Source organism: Clostridium sulfidigenes (genome assembly GCF_000732635.1).
GTDB lineage: Bacteria > Bacillota > Clostridia > Clostridiales > Clostridiaceae > Clostridium_J > Clostridium_J sulfidigenes.
This window is the reverse complement of the sequence record NZ_JPMD01000024.1, coordinates 67,457-85,733: the sequence shown is the minus strand read 5'-3', so window position 1 is coordinate 85,733 and position 18,277 is coordinate 67,457. Positions and strand designations below refer to the sequence as shown.

At 28.1% G+C, this 18,277-nt stretch carries 17 protein-coding genes and 2 tRNA genes; 7 read left to right on the top strand and 12 right to left on the bottom strand.

Annotated elements, in window-relative coordinates; translation table 11 throughout:
• Position 1: 1 nt before the first annotated feature.
• Together IO99_RS10020 and IO99_RS10015 are read right to left on the bottom strand one after the other, a co-directional pair.
• Positions 2–562: an N-acetylmuramoyl-L-alanine amidase gene (locus IO99_RS10020; RefSeq protein WP_051824040.1), complete on the bottom strand. Its 561-nt coding sequence runs from the start codon at positions 560–562 to the stop codon at positions 2–4.
• Between the two features lie 112 nt (positions 563–674).
• Positions 675–1,049, bottom strand: a complete 375-nt coding sequence (locus IO99_RS10015) for a PadR family transcriptional regulator (protein ID WP_035132964.1) — start codon at positions 1,047–1,049, stop codon at positions 675–677.
• Positions 1,050–1,268: 219 nt separating this feature from the next.
• Between IO99_RS10015 and IO99_RS10010 the strand changes: the two genes are divergently transcribed.
• The 4 genes from IO99_RS10010 to IO99_RS09995 all read left to right on the top strand — a co-directional run bounded on the left by IO99_RS10010 (position 1,269) and on the right by IO99_RS09995 (position 5,197).
• A complete protein-coding gene (locus IO99_RS10010) occupies positions 1,269–2,102 on the top strand; it encodes a PHP domain-containing protein (RefSeq protein ID WP_035132962.1) in 834 nt (277 codons plus the stop codon).
• A gap of 45 nt (positions 2,103–2,147) precedes the next feature.
• On the top strand, positions 2,148–2,465 hold the full coding sequence (locus tag IO99_RS10005; RefSeq protein ID WP_035132960.1) for a DUF1540 domain-containing protein: 318 nt from the start codon (positions 2,148–2,150) through the stop codon (positions 2,463–2,465).
• Between the two features lie 360 nt (positions 2,466–2,825).
• Entirely contained in the window at positions 2,826–4,190 is a 1,365-nt protein-coding gene (locus tag IO99_RS10000) for a YjiH family protein (protein WP_423219424.1), read from the top strand.
• A gap of 242 nt (positions 4,191–4,432) precedes the next feature.
• The gene (locus tag IO99_RS09995; protein WP_035132956.1) at positions 4,433–5,197 is read left to right on the top strand and encodes an alpha/beta hydrolase family protein; all 765 of its coding nucleotides are present in this window, start codon (positions 4,433–4,435) and stop codon (positions 5,195–5,197) included.
• Between the two features lie 33 nt (positions 5,198–5,230).
• Here the strand turns inward: IO99_RS09995 and IO99_RS09990 are convergent, their stop codons facing one another.
• A complete protein-coding gene (locus IO99_RS09990) occupies positions 5,231–5,863 on the bottom strand; it encodes a cysteine hydrolase family protein (RefSeq protein ID WP_035132955.1) in 633 nt (210 codons plus the stop codon).
• 53 nt (positions 5,864–5,916) lie between these two features.
• Complete coding sequence (locus IO99_RS19055) at positions 5,917–6,090, bottom strand: hypothetical protein (RefSeq protein ID WP_156964330.1); 174 nt, start codon at positions 6,088–6,090, stop codon at positions 5,917–5,919.
• Between the two features lie 187 nt (positions 6,091–6,277).
• Here IO99_RS19055 and IO99_RS09985 point away from each other — a divergent pair, with 187 nt between their 5' ends.
• Together IO99_RS09985 and IO99_RS09980 are read left to right on the top strand one after the other, a co-directional pair.
• Positions 6,278–6,997: a lysophospholipid acyltransferase family protein gene (locus tag IO99_RS09985; protein WP_035132953.1), complete on the top strand. Its 720-nt coding sequence runs from the start codon at positions 6,278–6,280 to the stop codon at positions 6,995–6,997.
• A gap of 127 nt (positions 6,998–7,124) precedes the next feature.
• Positions 7,125–7,370 (top strand): TIGR03905 family TSCPD domain-containing protein, encoded by a 246-nt coding sequence (locus tag IO99_RS09980; protein ID WP_035132951.1) that lies wholly within the window; start codon positions 7,125–7,127, stop codon positions 7,368–7,370.
• A gap of 36 nt (positions 7,371–7,406) precedes the next feature.
• On the opposite strand, the gene IO99_RS09975 is transcribed toward IO99_RS09980, so the two are convergent.
• Positions 7,407–8,960: a methyl-accepting chemotaxis protein gene (locus IO99_RS09975; protein ID WP_035132949.1), complete on the bottom strand. Its 1,554-nt coding sequence runs from the start codon at positions 8,958–8,960 to the stop codon at positions 7,407–7,409.
• An 80-nt stretch (positions 8,961–9,040) separates the two neighbouring features.
• A complete protein-coding gene (locus IO99_RS09970; RefSeq protein ID WP_035132947.1) occupies positions 9,041–9,829 on the bottom strand; it encodes an SDR family NAD(P)-dependent oxidoreductase in 789 nt (262 codons plus the stop codon).
• A 237-nt stretch (positions 9,830–10,066) separates the two neighbouring features.
• Between IO99_RS09970 and IO99_RS09965 the strand changes: the two genes are divergently transcribed.
• Positions 10,067–10,702, top strand: coding sequence for a DNA-3-methyladenine glycosylase (locus IO99_RS09965; protein WP_035132945.1), 636 nt, complete (start codon positions 10,067–10,069; stop codon positions 10,700–10,702).
• A 33-nt stretch (positions 10,703–10,735) separates the two neighbouring features.
• On the opposite strand, the gene gltX is transcribed toward IO99_RS09965, so the two are convergent.
• From gltX to IO99_RS09935, 6 genes are all read right to left on the bottom strand, one after another.
• Positions 10,736–12,391 carry a glutamate--tRNA ligase gene (gltX, locus tag IO99_RS09960; protein WP_035132943.1) on the bottom strand — a complete coding sequence of 552 codons (1,656 nt, stop codon included), beginning with the start codon at positions 12,389–12,391 and terminating at the stop codon, positions 10,736–10,738.
• A gap of 261 nt (positions 12,392–12,652) precedes the next feature.
• Positions 12,653–16,345 carry a BREX-1 system adenine-specific DNA-methyltransferase PglX gene (pglX, locus tag IO99_RS09955; protein WP_035132941.1) on the bottom strand — a complete coding sequence of 1,231 codons (3,693 nt, stop codon included), beginning with the start codon at positions 16,343–16,345 and terminating at the stop codon, positions 12,653–12,655.
• A gap of 277 nt (positions 16,346–16,622) precedes the next feature.
• The gene (locus tag IO99_RS09950; RefSeq protein ID WP_035132938.1) at positions 16,623–16,820 is read right to left on the bottom strand and encodes a hypothetical protein; all 198 of its coding nucleotides are present in this window, start codon (positions 16,818–16,820) and stop codon (positions 16,623–16,625) included.
• A 118-nt stretch (positions 16,821–16,938) separates the two neighbouring features.
• Entirely contained in the window at positions 16,939–17,745 is an 807-nt protein-coding gene (gene nudC, locus IO99_RS09945) for an NAD(+) diphosphatase (protein ID WP_198028580.1), read from the bottom strand.
• A 126-nt stretch (positions 17,746–17,871) separates the two neighbouring features.
• A tRNA-Lys gene (locus IO99_RS09940) sits at positions 17,872–17,947 on the bottom strand.
• Between the two features lie 222 nt (positions 17,948–18,169).
• Positions 18,170–18,245, bottom strand: a tRNA-Lys gene (locus IO99_RS09935).
• Positions 18,246–18,277: the final 32 nt, after the last annotated feature.

Sequence of the window (18,277 nt, the reverse complement as noted above, 5' to 3'; positions counted from 1 at the left end):
ATTAATCCATGTCAGTACAATCAATATCTAGTTGAGAAAGAATACCTTTCGCTATAGCTTTTCCAAATATCTTTTGATTTTCAATAGTACTAATTATCTTATTATCTTCTTCATTATCTATAAAAGCACACTTGATAATAATTGCATCCATAATAGTGTCTCTTATCAAAGGAAAATAATCTCTTCCATTTTTATTCATTCTATTATAAGTTTTAACTTGAGTCTGTCCAATATTCATAATTTCATTACTAATTTTATTTGTAAGTTCTAAACCTTTACCATTATATATAGAATAAATTATTTCACCTCTATCTCCTCCACCTACATTACAATGGATAGAAATAAAATAATCTGACATATTGTTATTTGCAATAGTAGTTCTTTGAGAAAGTCCTAGATATTTATCAGTATTTCTTGTCATTTGAACTTTTATTCCATGTGTAAGTAGCTCTTTCTCACATTCTATAGCTATAGTTAGTGTAATATCTTTTTCTATTAGATCACCATAAACGCCTCCTGGATCACTTCCACCATGTCCAGGGTCTAAGGTTATCTTATACATAATTTAAAGCCTCCCATTAATTAATCTCTTCATATATAATATTCTTTAATATTACATATGTGATTAATAATAGGAATGAGCCATCTTTGAATAATGCTATAAAACTTGTCTATTATTTCTTATAAATTTGATTTAAAACATTATTATAAATAGAAATATTATATTCTATGGCATGAAAATAATCTACCTTTATTTTTTTATAGTGTTCTATACCTTCATCAGTAATTTTATATAAACGTTTATTTTTTCTATCAAAATCTTCCCATTTAGCTGTAAGATATAAATTTTCCTCCAAATCTCTAAGAAGTGGATACACCAACCCATTAGAAACTTTAGTAAAGTTTTTATTTATATAATTCACTATTTCCAATCCATATTCCTCATTATTTTCATATATTAAATAATGTAGGATATATAATTTTACAAGCTTTGTAGTATTTATTCTATTATCTAATGTCGCAATTCTTTTTCTTGTTTCACCTTTCATTTTTATCTCCTTTAAATTTATTAAGTATTTTTCATTGTGACTTTATTATATAACTTTATTTCAATTATGACAATTATTTTTATGATGTAATAGGATAATATCTATAAAATTTTCTTTCAACTTATAGAATCAACTTATATAGTATAAATAATACTACACTTAAGATATAATAAATCTATATTATTATATCTATTTACTATACAAAGGAAGGAGATATTTATGAATATTATAGCAGAGTTTCACTGTCATACAACTGCATCTGATGGGAGGTTTTCCCCTTCTCAAGTAGTTGAAATGGCTAAAAATAAAAATGTTGAACTTTTATCTATAACAGATCACGATACCACTGAAGGTATTAGCGAAGCTTTAAACAAAGCCAATGAAATTTCTCTTAATTTTATTCCTGGAATAGAGTTAAGTTGTAATCACAATGGAGAAAGCATACATATCTTGGGATATTTTAAAGGAAATGATTACAAAGATGAAACCTTAATTAAATTTCTTAATAATTTAAAGAGAAACAGGGAAACTAGAGCCTCATCTATAGTTAAAAATTTAGACAAATACTTTAACATTAAAATAAATGTAGATGATGTTTTAAAAATTGGTAATGGTGTTATAGCTAGACCTCACATAGCACAAGCCATAGTAAATGCTGGATATCCCTTTGATTTTCAACATATTTTTGACAAATTTATAGGAAATGATAGCCCTGCCTATGTTCCTAATAAACATATATCCATACAAGAAGGAATTGAACTTCTTAAAAAGTATAATTGCATTGTAATTCTAGCACATCCTAAACTTATTAAAAAAACACCTATTAAAAATATATTAAATTATGATTTTCATGGTATTGAGGCACTGTATTATCAAAACTTTAAAAGAGAAACCGATGAATTTATATCCTTAGCTAAATCAAGGGATATGATAATAACTTGTGGTTCTGATTTTCATGGAATTTCTAAGGATGATACTAAACACGGTAGCATTGGAGATATGTTTCTTAGTGAGGAAGATTTTAAGAAGTTTATGATTTTGTATAAAAAATAGAATAATTAGGTATACTAAAGTAAAATTATTTTCGGAGGAGATAAAATGGTTTTACTTCAATGTTCAGTTCACAACTGTATACATAATAATTCCAACTACTGTAATTTAAATCAGATAACCATTGGGGGTTCCAATACCTATCAACCTGATGGTACAAATTGTGAAAACTTTATAAACAAATCAAGTGCATTAACAAACTCTATAAGTATAAATACTCCTTATTCTAATGTAAATTGTAAGGCAGAACAATGTATTTATAATAAAAAACTCAAATGCACTGCAAACTCTATTGATATTTCTGGTTATACCTCATCTACTAGTGAAGAAACCTTATGTGCTACCTTTCAATATAACCCTAACTAAGTATTTACTTTTAGATAAGTGTAAGTAGTAATAATAAGTATAATTATTACTTACACTTATTATTTTTATGCAGTTAACTCATTAATAATTATTAATTCCTATAACTAAAAATAAATTAGTAAATAACTTTTCATATAACTCTCTTATGTAAGTTCAGTTTAAAATTAATATATTTTCAATCAAATGTCATAGTACAAATGTCTATACATTTTTACATTTTTTTCAAAAATATTATATTTTTTTAAAGTTAAATATAATATTTGTGTATAATTATGTTGCATTATAGGGAAAGCTTATGTATAATTATACATAAATTCGTTACAGAAAGGATGTATATAAATGGAAAGTAAAAGCAATAAAGTGTCTATATCAGCAAATAATAAAGATTATTCATATATATTAGCTGTAATTAAATTTCTTGTATTCTCTTCTTTAGGTATCTTCTTATTTATGATTCCAATTACCAAAGGAGAAGAAGTAGTTATACCTGTTGCAACCTTATCAACCTATGTTCAAGAAGCTCTTGGCCAATCACTTCCATACATAATAACAATAATAATAGTTGTAACCGCATTTTTTACAATAGTAACTAAAGCATTAAAGCCTAAATTTATTGTTAAAAATAATTTTTTAAATTCTCTTTTCAATGTAAATAATATTTGGTTTATTATCAGAGTCTTAGGTGGAATATTCATAATATGTACAATGTTTCAAATAGGTCCTAAAGCAATTTGGTCAGAAAATACAGGAGGAATGATTTTATCTGATTTACTTCCTATACTCTTTTCAGTATTTTTATTTGCTGGATTATTTCTACCTCTTCTTCTTAATTTCGGACTTTTAGAATTTGTAGGCTCTCTCCTAGTAAAAATAATGAGACCAATTTTTAATCTTCCTGGTTCAGCTGCAATAGATTGTATTGCTTCTTGGCTTGGAGATGGTACTATTGGTGTTCTTTTAACAAGTAAACAATATGTTGATGGGTATTATACTGAAAGGGAGGCCTGTGTAATTGGTACAACCTTCTCTTTAGTTTCAATAACCTTTAGCATAGTTGTAATTGATACCGTTGGGCTTAGTCATATGTTTTTACCCTTCTATCTATCAGTTACCTTTGCTGGTTTAGTAGCTGCAATATTAGTGCCTAAATTACCCCCACTATCAACAAAAAAGGATATATACTATAATAATACAAATAAATCTATGGAAGAACTTCTTCCTGAAGGGTATACGCCTTTTAAATTTGGGTTAGAAAAAGCTATAGATAAAGCTAAATCTTCATCCTTAAAAAAAGATGTATTTACTAAAGGAACATTAAATGTTGTAGATATGTGGTTTGGAGTAATCCCTGTAGTTATGGCTGTAGGAACTATAGCACTAATGTTAGCAGAATATACACCATTATTTCAAATTCTTGGTTTACCCTTTATTCCAATTTTAAAACTTCTTCAAATTCCAGAAGCGGCAGCAGCTTCTAGCACATTAGTAGCTGGATTCGCAGACATGCTATTACCATCTATAATGTCAGGTGGAATTCAAAGTGATATGACAAGATTTATTATAGCTGCAACATCTATAACCCAGCTTATATATCTTTCCGAAGTGGGAGCTTTATTGCTAGGTTCTAAAATACCCGTTAATATAAAAGAATTGTTCATAATATTTATAGAAAGAACTTTAATAACTCTTCCTATAATTTCAATTATTGCTCACTTCATATTCTAGAATAATTTCTAATATTTAGTTATATTTATTTTAAAGAAAAGCAGATCATATTTTATTAATTTAATATGGTCTTTTTTCTTTAATTTTTAATATTAGCCTATTCAATAGTAATGGTAATTATCTTTTAAAATTATAATAATTTATGTATAATGTAATTTATAAGTAAAATAAAAAACATTATTTTTTTTTATTAAATGATATAAATTATATTATAATTGGGGAATCTTAAAGGAGGCAAGACAATGTGGATTAATAATTTAGTCAATTTTAAAAAAGTATATATTGAAAATATATCTACTCTAATAATATATCCTAAAAATTTTACTGAAAAACTTCCTGTAATATTCTTTTATCATGGCTGGAGTTCTAATAAGGATGTTCATAAAAACCTAGGGAGTTTCTTAGCTTGCAATGGATATATGGTGGTTATACCTGATTCAATAAATCATGGTGAACGTGGAACAATAGATTATTGGCAAGGTGAAAGTGGATTAACTAAGTTTTGGCCAACGGTGTTATCCTCTGTAAAGGAATTCAGTTTTATTCTTGATTATATTAAATCTAACTACAATATAGATGAACACAGAATTGGAGTATCTGGTCATTCCATGGGAGGAATGATTACTTCTGGTATCATTGCTCATAATAAATGCATTAAGGCTGGAGTAATTATGAATAGCTCTGGGGCTTGGGTTGAAGCGACTTTAGAAATAATTGGGGATCAGTATAAAGATAATAAGGATTATATAGATAAAAGCTTAAATGAACTATCTTCATATAGCCCTATAAATAATATTAATAATTTTAATAATACTCCTCTTCTTTTACTTCACGGGGATAAGGATGCTTTAGTGCCAATTAAAAGTGAAATTGCTTTCTTTAATGCAATAAAAGATCACTACCAAAATAAAGATTTAGTAGATATGAAAACCTACGACAGACTAAACCATTATATAACAGAGGCTATAGTTTCTGAAGCTCTTCAATGGTTTGATACTTATTTGTAAGTAAAAATGAGTGGAATTGTCCACTCATTTTTATTATTCTATATACTTAACTATATTTATACCATTTATTTTCATCTTGTATAGACTTATTAAATTCATCAAATCTCCATTATGTATTCCTAAATCATAAGTTTCTACTAAGTTCATAGGAACTATTATACTTTTTTCTTCATTAAATTCATTGAAATAGGTTTTTAAGGATATGGCTAAGGTTTCTACACATATATCTGTGCAAACACCTGTAACTATAAAGTTATTAATGCTAGAATTTTCTTTAAGCCATTGTTGAAATTCTTTAGCATGAAATCCATTAGTGCTATTCTTCTTTATAATTCTATTATTCTTTGTATAGACCTTTAGTTCTTCTATTAACTGTGATTCTACTGTATTAGCTATACAGTGAGGTGGATATGCATTAAACTCACTAGAGTCTTCTTCATGACAATCTATAAAGAATATTTTTTTATAACCTGTAGTTTTATCATTTAGCTTCACTAAAGGGCTTATTATATTCTTCACCCTAGAAGACGCCAAAGGTCCTACATCATAAAAACCCCTAACCATATCAACAACTATTATCGCTGTATTTTCCTCTTTCAAATCCTTTAAATTAATAGATTCTAAATCTATTAATTCTTTTTCCATCTCCTTTAATATCTCATACATTTAATTCACTTCCTATAAGCTTTAAATTTAAATTTTATAGACACTAAGTTACACTATTTTTTACCTTTTACCTTCATAATAGTTCTAGTTACCTTGTATCCAATTCCAATAGCAGCAATAACTACACCAGCAACTAATGCTGAAGATAATTTTTCATTATGTTTTTCTAATTGTTCTAATTCAAGATTTTTAAATTTATTTTTTATGTCTATATCTTTTAAAGTCATAGATATCACCCTTTCTATATTATCTTATATTGGATTATACCACTTTCTTCATATAAATTGTTTAAACTTTTACTAAATAATAAACTAAAACTTTACAATTACCTTAATATGAGGTTTTTTATTCTTTATTAAATTAACACTCTGTACTATAATTACTAATATACGTTATTATAATGGAGGATTTATTATGTTTAAAACAATTATTTGGTTTGGTCATTTTGCCATTAGTCTTTTGACCAAAATTGGACCAATGTATAAAGTTAATTCTTTAGAGAAACAAGGAAAAACTGAAGAAATGGAAGCTTATATACATAAAGTAACCTCAAAGTGGGCTATGTCGCAGCTTAAATATAGCGGAGCAACAGTATCTGTTTATGGTGAAGATAATATTCCATCTAATATTCCCGTAGTGTTTATTAGTAATCATCAAGGAAATTTTGATATTCCACTATTAATGAGTTATATTAATAAACCAAAAGGTTTTATTGCTAAAGTTGAAACTTTAAAAATACCTATAGTTAGAACCTGGATGCAATATATTCACTGTGTATTTATGGATAGAAGTAATCTTAGAAAATCTGCTGCTGCTATAATTGAAGGTGTAAAAATAATTAAAGCTGGTCATTCACTAGTTATATTCCCAGAAGGTACTAGAAGCAAGGGTGGTCCTCTAGGTGAATTTAAAGCTGGTAGCTTTAAACTAGCAACTAAATCTAATGCACCTATTGTACCTATAACTATAAATGGTTCCTATAAACTTATGGAAGCTAATAACAATAGAATTAAGGCTGCTAATGTAGAGTTATTTATTCATCCTCCTATTGAAACTAAAAATTTATCTAAAGAAGAACAAGAAAAACTTCCTACTGTGGTTAAAGAAATAATAGCTAGTAAACTTCATAATTAGTTAAACATTTTTAATTATTTCAAAATCATCTATTTAATTTTAAAATAATCATTTGATAATATTGAAATATTAACCTTATTACAGTATTATCAAATAGTATGTAAGTTTGCATAGGAGGAAATAATAAATGAAATATGTTGCTTTAGGAGTTTGCTCAAAAGAAATTAACTTTGACGTAGTTGGAAATAAAATAAAAAATGTAAGCTTTATAGGTGGTTGCGACGGTAATCTAGTAGGTATTTCTAGTTTAGTAGAAGGCATGGATATTAATGAAGTTATATCAAGGCTAAGAGGAATCCAGTGCGGTTCAAAAGATACCTCCTGCCCAGATCAATTAGCAAGAGCTTTAGAAGTCTATAAAACTAAGAATTAAAATGAAGCTATCTTAGATTACTAAGATAGCTTCATTTTAATTATTTTCTAATACTAAATCTCCCATTACAATACCTACCACTTGTCCACTATTATTCTTTATAGGTACTGAAAGAGCTATACAATATCCATCAGTATCAGAAGATATATATGGCTCTGACTTATATACTAATCCTTTAATGGATTCTTTAAAGTATGGTCTATGAGAATAATTACAATATAACTCTTCCCTGCTTCCCTCAAGGGTTATCCCTTTAGTATCTCCATTTATATCCATAACTGATAGTAGATAAAAGAACGGATATTTTTTCACAAATTCTTTTAATGTTTTATTACACTTAGTTTCTTCTAAAGATATTATTGCGCCTTCTTTTGCAACACTATTCAAAATATTTTTAGCATTATTTATATATTTTTCAGTATCTTCATCTAAAATATAATTTTGTGCAAAGGATGATATTATAAGCTTCATATCTTTATTCATATTTACAACTTCTTTGATATTATCAGAAACACGCTTTACTACCTTAAGTTGAGCCTTAGAACTTTCTGCTGTATTTTGTACATGAATGGTAGTTTTAGAAACAAAATTAGAAATGCTATTTATAGATAGCTCTATATTCCTTAAATTTGCATTTTGCTCCTCAATAGCTTTATTTATTTCTTGTATAGAGTTTAATGTATTCATACTAGAACTAGATATAGATTGAAAATTTTCACTATTTTTCTTAGCGTATGAAATAGATTCTTTTATAACTGATAAGTCTTCTTCCATTATAGATCCAAATTCATATATATCTTTTTGAACATTATCTGTTATCTTTTGAATTTCATCTGCTTGTACAGATGACATTTCTGCCAACTTTCTTATTTCCTCAGCCACTACAGAAAAACCTCTTCCAGCTTCTCCTGCTCTTGCAGCTTCTATGGATGCATTTAAAGATAATAAATTTGTAGTACCACTTATTTCTTTTACAGTATCAGATATATCTTGAATTTTTTGTGCACCAATTTCTAAGGCTTTTATCCTAAGAGAGAGTTCCTTTTCCAAACATAGTGATTTTTCCATCTTATTAATAAGTTTATCAAACTCACTCTTGCTTTCACTTACAGATTCCATCATTGACATAGCTGTTTTTTCCACGCTATGAGAATTTCTAACCATAGTTCCATGATTTAAAACAATATTTTCTATATCACTTCTAACAGATACAACTTTATCAACCTGATTATTCATATCATCCGATATGGTGGTTATAGATTCTACATTTTCAACCACATGTAACTCCATATTTTTCATATCTTTACTTAAGACATCACAGTTTATAAGTATCCTATCACTAATTTCTGTAGATTTTCCTATAAGCCTTCTAACCTTTATCATAAAGTTATTGGAATAAACTATTAGTTCTTTTATTATTCTAATTTTGTTTGCCTTTAGTTTCTTTGTTAAATCACCTTGAGCAATTTTCTCCATTTCATTAGTTAGTCTTCTTATTGAACTTCTAATTCTTATATTAAATATAGAAACTATGATTAAAGTCACAATAAGAATTCCGATTATACCCCAAAATACATCTTGTGTTTTCAAATTTTTACCCCCTCTATATGAAATTAAAGCCATATAATATATAATTATACATTATTATTAATACATTTCCTACAAAAATATTACTTATTAAGTAAAATAGCCGAATTTTGGATACATCCAACGGTTTTTCCCAATAGTTTTCTAGGTAAAACCTTAGATATTCCTATAGCAATTTTATTTTTAATCCCAGGTATAATTATGCTTCTTCCTTTCATAAATTCTTTATACCCTATTTCAGCAACTAACTTAGGCGACATAGCTCCTCTTAATTCTCTTTTGCCAGCTCTTTGATGAAAATCTGTTTTTGTAGTTCCTGGACAAAGTCCACTTACCTGAATATTATACTTTTTAAGTTCGATTGATAAAGCTTCAGTTAAAGATAATACATAAGCTTTTGATGCATAATATACTGCAGTATAAGGTCCTGGTTGATAAGCACCAGTAGATGCCACATTTAGGATTTTCCCACCCCCATTTTTAATCATTTGATTAGAAATTAAATATGTAAGCTCCGTTAAAGCAACCATATTAGTTTGTATTACTAAACCATGACTTTCCATATTAATTTCATGAAATAGACCACAATAACCTACCCCAGCATTATTTATTAGTACATCTATCCTTATATCTAAATTTATAATTTCATTAAAAACCTCATTTCCACTATGAGATTTAGATAAATCTTTCTCAATTATAATAACTTCTATTCCATAAATCTTTGATAGCTCCTCTTTAATCCTTTTTAAAACTTCAATTCTTCTAGCAACTAAAATTAAGTTATAGCCATTTCGAGCAAATATTTTACTAAGCTCATATCCAATTCCAGACGAAGCTCCAGTAATTAGCACTGTTTCTATTTTAATTTTCATATATAATTCCTCCCTGAAAATTCAAACTATACTATCATAAAATAGTTAATATTTATTTTTTCATTTATATAATACAGATTTAAATTATTAATTCAAATTTTAATTCAATTAAATGAAAATTACTAGATATTTTATCTTTATATAGATATATTATAAATAATCTAAGCGATTTTAACCTAAACTATATAGTATAAAAGATTAAATATTACATTTGTAAAATAAATATGGAGGATATTTATGAAATTTGAAAACCTTTCCCTTGATTTTTTTCGTAGGGACGCAAGAAAAGTTGCTGAGGACCTCTTAGGTAAAATAATAGTAAGGAATTATATGGGATATAAGCTCACTGGTAGAATTGTAGAAACTGAGGCTTATGTGGGAAAAATTGATAAAGCTTCTCATGCCTATAACTATAAGAAAACCACTAGAACGGAACCTTTATTTAAAAGTGCTGGTATAGCCTACGTATATAAAATATATGGAATGTATAACTGTATGAATATAGTAACCGGTTGTGAAGGCGATCCTCAAGGAGTCTTAATTCGTGCCATTGAACCAATAGAAGGTATTGAAGTTATGAGTGAAAACCGATTTAATAAACCTTTTACTAAGCTTAAGCCTCGAGAAATATTAAATCTCACTTCTGGTCCTGGAAAACTATGTATAGCCCTTAATATAGACAAATCTTTAAATACCCATTCTATATTAAGTGAGGAGTTATCCTTATATGCAGACGATTTTAAAGATTTCAAAATTGTATATTCTAAAAGGATTGGCATTGATTACGCTGAAGAGGCAAAAGATTTTCTTTGGAGGTACTATATTGAGGGTAATAAGTATGTTTCAGTTATAGATAAAAAATCATCTCTATAAAATTACAGAGATGATTTTTATCTATATTTCTAATTATAGTTTTAAAAATTTAGCAAATCTATTTCTAACTCTTTCTTCTCCCATTATTTGCATAATAGTATAAAGGTCTGGTGTATTATTTCTATAAGTTAATGCCGTTCTTACACATCCAGCTACATCTGAAACCATACCTTTGTAATTTTCAGGATTTTTCTTAAAGGCTTTTCTATCTGTAGCGTACCCTAATTCTACAGCTACTACTTTTAACTCTTCAAACCAAGTATCCTTATCAGTATTAAAATTATATGCCTTAGCATAAGCTTCTATTACCCTTTTAGCTTCTGCTAAATCTATATTCTTAGGAAATTCTATTTCTTCTGAAGTACTGTTGAATAATTCATCAAAAAAGAAGAATATTTTTTCCTTAACATCATTCCATTTAGCAAAATCCTTTCTAGGTTTTGGTCCTTCTTTATCAATATTGAATATTTCTTTACACATTAATTCATTGTTAGTTACTATGTCATACATTTCCTTATCATAATTCTTAGCCCAATTTATATAGTAGTCATATACCACATCAGCCTTTAACTTGCAAATTACATTTTTACTTACATCACTTAATTTTACAATATCAAATAAAGCACCACTTTTACTCATCTTATCTAGATATACTCTAAATTCATGATAATCAGATGATGGATTTTCTTCTCTCCACTGTTCAAAAGTAGAATTTATTATATTAAGTAAATATTCTATAACAGATATCATAGGATATCCTTCTTCATCATAATAACTTACTGCACTTTCGGGATCTTTTCTCTTAGATAGTTTTCTTTTAGAATCTCCATCTAACTTCATTATTGTAGGAGTATGTGCATATTCAGGTCTATCAAATCCAAGAACATCAAAAAGTTGAATATGAATTGGAAGAGATGATAGCCACTCTTCTCCCCTAATTACAGTAGTAGTTCCCATTAGTGCATCATCAATAGCATGAGCAAAATGATAGGTTGGAAGTCCATCAGATTTAATTATAACTATATCCTGATTGCTTTCTGGGAAAGAGATATCACCTTTAACTAAATCGTGAAACTCAACTCTGTTTTCTGGATTACCCGGGGATTTTAATCTTATAATATATTTTTCACCTTCACCTATTCTTTTTAAAGCTTCTTCTGGAGATAAATTTCTACAGATTGCATATTCTCCATAATATCCTGGAGTTAATTTTTCACTAATTTGTTTTTCTCTCAGTTGTTCTAGATCTTCTGATGTACAAAAACATGGATAAGCAAGCCCCTTTTTAATTAGATCTCTAGCAAAAGTTTTATATATCTCTTCTCTTTCGCTTTGTCTATAAGGACCATACTCACCTTTATATGTATTATCCCCTGTCATACCTTCTGTAAAATCTAACCCAAACTTATGCATGGTATTTATAGTATCTTCAATAGCACCAGCCACTTCTCTTTTTTGATCCGTATCTTCGATTCTTAAATAAAAAACTCCTTCACTTTGAGTAGCTATTCTTTCATCTATTAATGCAGAAAATACTCCTCCTATATGTTGAAACCCTGTTGGACTTGGAGCATATCTAGTAACCTTGGCACCTTCTTTAAGGTTTCTCTTCGGGTACTTTGAAATATAATACTCAGGCTCCTTATCAATGTTAGGGAAAATTGTATTTGCTAATATTTCATAATTCATTTTACTCACCTTACCTTATATATTTATTAATTACCTCACACTTTAGCTTAATCTATTTTATATAGTACAACCTAATAATATAATTTAGCATTTTATATAGTACAACCTAATAATATAATTTAGCATTTTATATAATATGAGATATGTAGTAACCTTATTTAAAGTTTACCTTATATAAAACTCTATTAAATATTAATCCATTTTAAATATTACCATAAAATAAAGTATAATTGTACCCCTATATGTTTTAATATAAATTCCTTAGATTTTATATAAAAGATTCATTTTAGCTTCTTTCCCATTTGTTTTCATTATTTTGATACCTTGGAATTTATCATAATTTTCCTTAATTCCTTCATCTAAGTTAATGGATTTTTTTTCATTAGCCATATACGCAACTATTTCATCATATTCAATGAGTTCTTCTATTTTCCTTTTTAACTTTTCACTTTTTTTCCTAGCTATTGCTCTTTCCTTAGCACTATATTCCTGTGAGTCTTTTATTAGTTCCAATGTACTCAATTCACCTTCATATTTTCGTTGCATAATATGAACATATTCTGTCCTCAATAAAGCTACAGTTAAGCTGTCATGTCTATGAGCATATACCAATGCTTTAAATCCATCATTCTTACCTGAATCAAATAACCAATATATAGGTTTCTTTCCATAAGCTTTTATATGATCCTTATAGAATTCCTTAAAGAAGTATCTTCTAATACTTTGCCTTGAAGTTTCACTATCTTTTTTGCCTAAAATATTGGCTATAAAGTTAAGATTCTCTTCCAATACTTCATTTCCATAAACTGCTTTTAAAAATTCAATGAACTTGGTCATTAAGTCTTCTGAAAAATATTTTTCTTCTGTTATAGGCATTATATTATCAAACTTAGGCATAAAACTTGAATTAACCCATCTATTCTCATTTACTTTTCCAGTGGAATCTATTTCTACTTTCTTAACTCTATGATTTTTAAAATCCCATTTATCTTGGAAGTTTCCACCTCCATACACTAACCCATCAACATCTATTGAATATCTACCCATAATACATCCCACTGCAAAAGATATTAAAGATTTCACTTCTCTTTCTAACTCAATTCTCCTTAATGTTATATCTTTATAGGGTACATCCGGGGATAATTCTTCATTTAAACCATAAACATCTATGAAAATTTTATTTAACTTCTCTTCATTATTTTTAAGTTTCTCAATAATTTTCATATTTTCTTTTTCCCAAAGTTTAAATCTAGATTCTATGGTTACATTCTTAACTTTTCTTTCTCTTAAGTCTCTCATCAATGGATGAGTTCTAAAGTTCCATGATGTCTCAAAGTCATTCCATTCCGCTTCACTAATGGCTATGTTTTCTTCTACAATTTCATCAATGATAGATTTTATTTCTTCTTTAAATACATCTTCATGTATTGGAATATTCTTTAAATCACCTACTTGTATATTATAGGTTGGATTCATTATATCTAAAAACATATTAGCAACTTTGCTGCATAACAATGCTAGTACTACCTTTTCTAGGTCTTTATCATCCAAGAATATAGAAGATCCAGCAACGTCAAATATGAACCCCTGAGGAGAATACCTTACTCCCATATTTTCAGAAATAAAAGTGTATGTAAGACCACTTTTAAAATAAAACTCCTCATTTTTTATAGTTCTACTATATGATTTATATAACATTGCTGCATAATCTTTTACTTCACTGCCATCATTTTCCCAATTAATCACATATCTATTATTACCAAACCACTTTCTGTATTCTCCACCTTTGTTATATGGAAACCATTTTTTCTTACTTAACAAAGCTTCATCTCTATCAACAGCTGAAAAATTAATTTCATTTATATCAACTTCATACCAATCTCTTAAAAACCGTTTATTATCTGATGTAGCCATTCCTTGTCTAGGCTTTGCAATATTTTCAAACTTGTGTAAATTAGAAAATAAATTTAATACATTATCATTTACCCAATAAGCAAAAGGTTTTGTTGGAATTGTCATAAGTTTTTTTAACCATATATTATAAATCCCATCTCTCTCCATTCCACTACAAACCGACTTAATCTTTACTTTCTTTTCTAAAGCTGTTACCTCTTTAGTAAGGTCTACAACTCTCGTTTTATATTTAGGAATTTCACTATTTTGATTTATAAAAGCAACATTCTGTACTATGGTCCCCACATTATCTTCAAATACTCTAGATCCTAAATGAATCATGCTAATAAAGGTGCTGTCTTCTAAAAGCTTACCTCTAAGTTCTAAAAAACTACTTAAAAACATCCATGAATGCTGATTTACCATGGCATATATCCCATCTTTTTTCAGATAGCTCTTACACACTTCCATATATACAGAAAATAAATCATGCTTTGATAAAGGATAATGATTGGTCAAATATTTAGCTAGGGTATCATTAGCTCCCCTTAGTCCCATATAGGGTGGATTAGTAATACAAACCTCATATTTGATACTCATTATTTCTCCCTGATTAATGAGCTTTGGTAATTTATTTAAAAGTATCTGTCTATAATCACTAAATACTAAATTATTTTCTTCATTTATCTCTTCTAATCGTTCTTTTAACCTCTGAAAATTAACCTTCTCAACTCTTAATATTGATCCAAACTCTTTACCATCCTTAAAGGTATTTACTAAATAAGATAAATCACCTCTTAGCTCTTCATCTTCCTTTGCGAAATATTCTATAATTTCATAAGTAATACCATTACTTTCTTCTATAGCTACTATATTAAGCTTCAAAGGATTTTTTTCAACTTCTCTAAAAAATCTTCTATTATACGCTCTAGCCTTCATAATAAGACAGAACATACCAATTTGACTAGCTCTTAAATCTATATCTAACCCAAATATATTATTTTCTAAAATTTTTCTTGGAATCTCTCGCTCTGGATAAGCTGCAGATTTGTAAATTTTATAAAGCACATCAAAGGCATATAACAATATGTGCCCCGAACCCATACATGGGTCAAGAACCTTTATATCCTCAGGATGTAAATTTTTTCTCCCCAATTTAATATTATGTAAAATGTCATCTATTTCGAAATCCTGAATGTCTTCCTCTAAATAATATTTTAATTCATTCTTTAAATTTTCATCCTCACGTCCTTGAATCCATATGGTTCCTAATGAATTTTCTACTAGGTATTTCACTATCCACTTAGGAGTAAATAACTGAGTAGCTGCTGGAATGTTTTCTTTAGTTATTTTTACATTTTTCTTTAGATCATCAAAAACCTTATCCTTCTTTTCAGATATATAATACTGATACATCCACCCTATAATTTCTACTTCCTCTTTCCAGTCTTCTTCATCTATGTCACTGCACATTTTCATTAGTATGGAACCTTCTTCTAACAAATTATCAGGAAATAATAATTCTGTATAATCTTCTATTCTCTCAAATAAACCAGGAATAATATTCCCTAATTCATTACATTGTCTTATTAAAATATATTTATATAGATTTTCTCTATCAGAATTTTTACTACTATCTAACAATTTATAGACTAAATCTGAATCTAGTCTCAACTCTCTTATAACTTCACCAACCCTAAATAAAATATCTGGTTCCCTTTTACCTGGTATCTCTGAAGATATAATTCTTATTCCAATGGGCAAATAATCATTTACTTCCATATATCTTAAAGCTATAAACCTGTTAAACCAAGTATAAGCCACTTCTTCCACAACTTCATCTAAAGATTTTGATTCTATTTCCTTTATTAGTGATTTTCTATGATTAGGTGAAATATTAAATATTTCTTCTCCACCCACTACTTTAAATCCACTTTGAACCACTTCTATATCTCTAATTCTATTATCTTCAATACCTATTTTATACGCTCTATCTTTTATTTTTTCAATAAGATTACTTCTTGCCCAAGTGGCAAAAGCCTTAACTTTATTCTTATTCATCCTTTAATTGCTCCTTATATGCTATGTAAAATTTCAATAGCTTTATTATAACATAGTAGGAATTTTTTATTGAACTTTTTATATAATTACTTAGCCATTATTTTTCTTTTCAAATTCTGAGATTTTATAATTAAACCCTAAAGAGCTATCTCAAAATAATTTTTTAGAATCTCTGAAATGTTGAGTTTATACTTTAATACCATTACCAGATAATACTCAACATAATTAAGATTTAGATTACTTTGAAATAGCCCTTTTATAAATAAAATATTTAATTCTAATAACCGTTTTTTTTTGCTACTATACCACTTTCATTGGTACCTGGTTCTTCAATAGTAGTATTAAAGCTGCTTTGAGCGTATTGACCTTGAGATTTATTGCCATTACGAAGATAGTTCTCCTTTTTGTATTTCCTTTTATCTTCTTCACGTTGTTTAATCTCATATTGTTGTTCTCTTAATAAATCATGATCCATATTTATCCCTCCTTTAACACATATATTCATTGTTTATTATGTGTTAAAGTTTTTTTAGTATACTGTAAAACTCAATATACTTTTCCTATAAATTCTATTGTTAATTTAATTATAAAATCTAGATCTCAGTATAATTATCCTTAAACCAATCTATTAGTTTTCTTGCAATACTAATGCTTCCAGGAATACTAGGTAAATTATTTACCTCAAACCAGTTTGCCTCTTCAATTTCAACTCCATCAACCTTTATTTCACCCTTATCATATTCTGCTGTGAACCCTACCATAAGAGAGTTAGGAAATGGCCATGGTTGATTACCAAAATATTTTATATTTTTAACTTCTATTCCTACTTCCTCCATCACTTCCCTCTCTACACATTCCTCTAAAGTTTCACCAGGTTCCAAAAATCCTGCTAAAACACTATAAAAATTATGTTTTGACTTAGCATTTTTAGCAAGAAGTAATTTGCCATTCTTAACTATAGCAACTATTATAGCTGGACTTATTCTAGGGTAGCTTATAAAACCACACTGTGGACATATTTTCCCATATTCATTTAGTATAGTATTAGTACTATTACCACAAACACCACAATATTGATGGGTTCTATCCCAATTCATGATTTGAATAGCACGTCCCGCTTCTATATATATTTCATCTGGAACTTGTCCATATAAATTTCTTAAGGTTATAAACTTCATACCCAAAGGTTCAGTATACTCTTTTGATACCTCTACAGAGTAACACTTACCACAGCTTCTAATTCCTAGATCTTGAACTCTTACCGGATTAATATTAACTGATTCTAAATCGTTAAAGTTTGGTATAAAAATTTTATCTTCTTTTTCTTCTACTAACAATTCATTTTGTCTAAATATAAACCAAATAGGAACATTAGTTTTTTCTATTGATAAATGATTCATTATTTTTCCTTCTTTCATTTTATATAAAATCTATATTAACCTTAATATATTTTATTAATTAAGTCTATACTATTTTTTAGTTTAAAATGTAAAAAACCTCGTAATACTTATTAGTACTACGAGGTATGGTGCGCCATCAGGGGTTCGAACCCTGGACCCCTTGATTAAGAGTCAAGTGCTCTGCCAGCTGAGCTAATGGCACATGTCCTTGTCACAAATATTATTATACAACCCACTGTAAGTTTTGTAAAGTATTTTATTAAAATACATTAAATAAATATTTATCATTTAATGTAAAAAAATATAAACCAATTCAGTTTATACTTTTATAGATTAATTTAATCATATTAATTATTTTACGAGCTACTTTTTTCAAAAAAATTTTTATTAAAAAAGAAACAACACTCTACAGTATTGTTTCCCTTGGTGCGCCATCAGGGGTTCGAACCCTGGACCCCCTGATTAAGAGTCAGGTGCTCTGCCAACTGAGCTAATGGCACATGTCCTTGTCACAAATATTATTATATTAATA

What these genes read in the sequence shown, in the direction of transcription:
- pglX (WP_035132941.1), bottom strand. Translation starts at nt 16,345, where the DNA reads ATGAATAAGAATAAAGTTAAGGCTTTTGCCACTTGGGCAAGAAGTAAT.
- IO99_RS09985 (WP_035132953.1), top strand. Translation starts at nt 6,278, where the DNA reads ATGTTTAAAACAATTATTTGGTTTGGTCATTTTGCCATTAGTCTTTTG.
- IO99_RS09990 (WP_035132955.1), bottom strand. Translation starts at nt 5,863, where the DNA reads ATGTATGAGATATTAAAGGAGATGGAAAAAGAATTAATAGATTTAGAA.
- IO99_RS10010 (WP_035132962.1), top strand. Translation starts at nt 1,269, where the DNA reads ATGAATATTATAGCAGAGTTTCACTGTCATACAACTGCATCTGATGGG.
- IO99_RS10020 (WP_051824040.1), bottom strand. Translation starts at nt 562, where the DNA reads ATGTATAAGATAACCTTAGACCCTGGACATGGTGGAAGTGATCCAGGA.
- IO99_RS19055 (WP_156964330.1), bottom strand. Translation starts at nt 6,090, where the DNA reads ATGACTTTAAAAGATATAGACATAAAAAATAAATTTAAAAATCTTGAA.
- IO99_RS09950 (WP_035132938.1), bottom strand. Translation starts at nt 16,820, where the DNA reads ATGGATCATGATTTATTAAGAGAACAACAATATGAGATTAAACAACGT.
- IO99_RS10005 (WP_035132960.1), top strand. Translation starts at nt 2,148, where the DNA reads ATGGTTTTACTTCAATGTTCAGTTCACAACTGTATACATAATAATTCC.
- IO99_RS09980 (WP_035132951.1), top strand. Translation starts at nt 7,125, where the DNA reads ATGAAATATGTTGCTTTAGGAGTTTGCTCAAAAGAAATTAACTTTGAC.
- nudC (WP_198028580.1), bottom strand. Translation starts at nt 17,745, where the DNA reads ATGAATCATTTATCAATAGAAAAAACTAATGTTCCTATTTGGTTTATA.
- IO99_RS09965 (WP_035132945.1), top strand. Translation starts at nt 10,067, where the DNA reads ATGAAATTTGAAAACCTTTCCCTTGATTTTTTTCGTAGGGACGCAAGA.
- IO99_RS09970 (WP_035132947.1), bottom strand. Translation starts at nt 9,829, where the DNA reads ATGAAAATTAAAATAGAAACAGTGCTAATTACTGGAGCTTCGTCTGGA.
- IO99_RS10015 (WP_035132964.1), bottom strand. Translation starts at nt 1,049, where the DNA reads ATGAAAGGTGAAACAAGAAAAAGAATTGCGACATTAGATAATAGAATA.
- gltX (WP_035132943.1), bottom strand. Translation starts at nt 12,391, where the DNA reads ATGAATTATGAAATATTAGCAAATACAATTTTCCCTAACATTGATAAG.
- IO99_RS09995 (WP_035132956.1), top strand. Translation starts at nt 4,433, where the DNA reads ATGTGGATTAATAATTTAGTCAATTTTAAAAAAGTATATATTGAAAAT.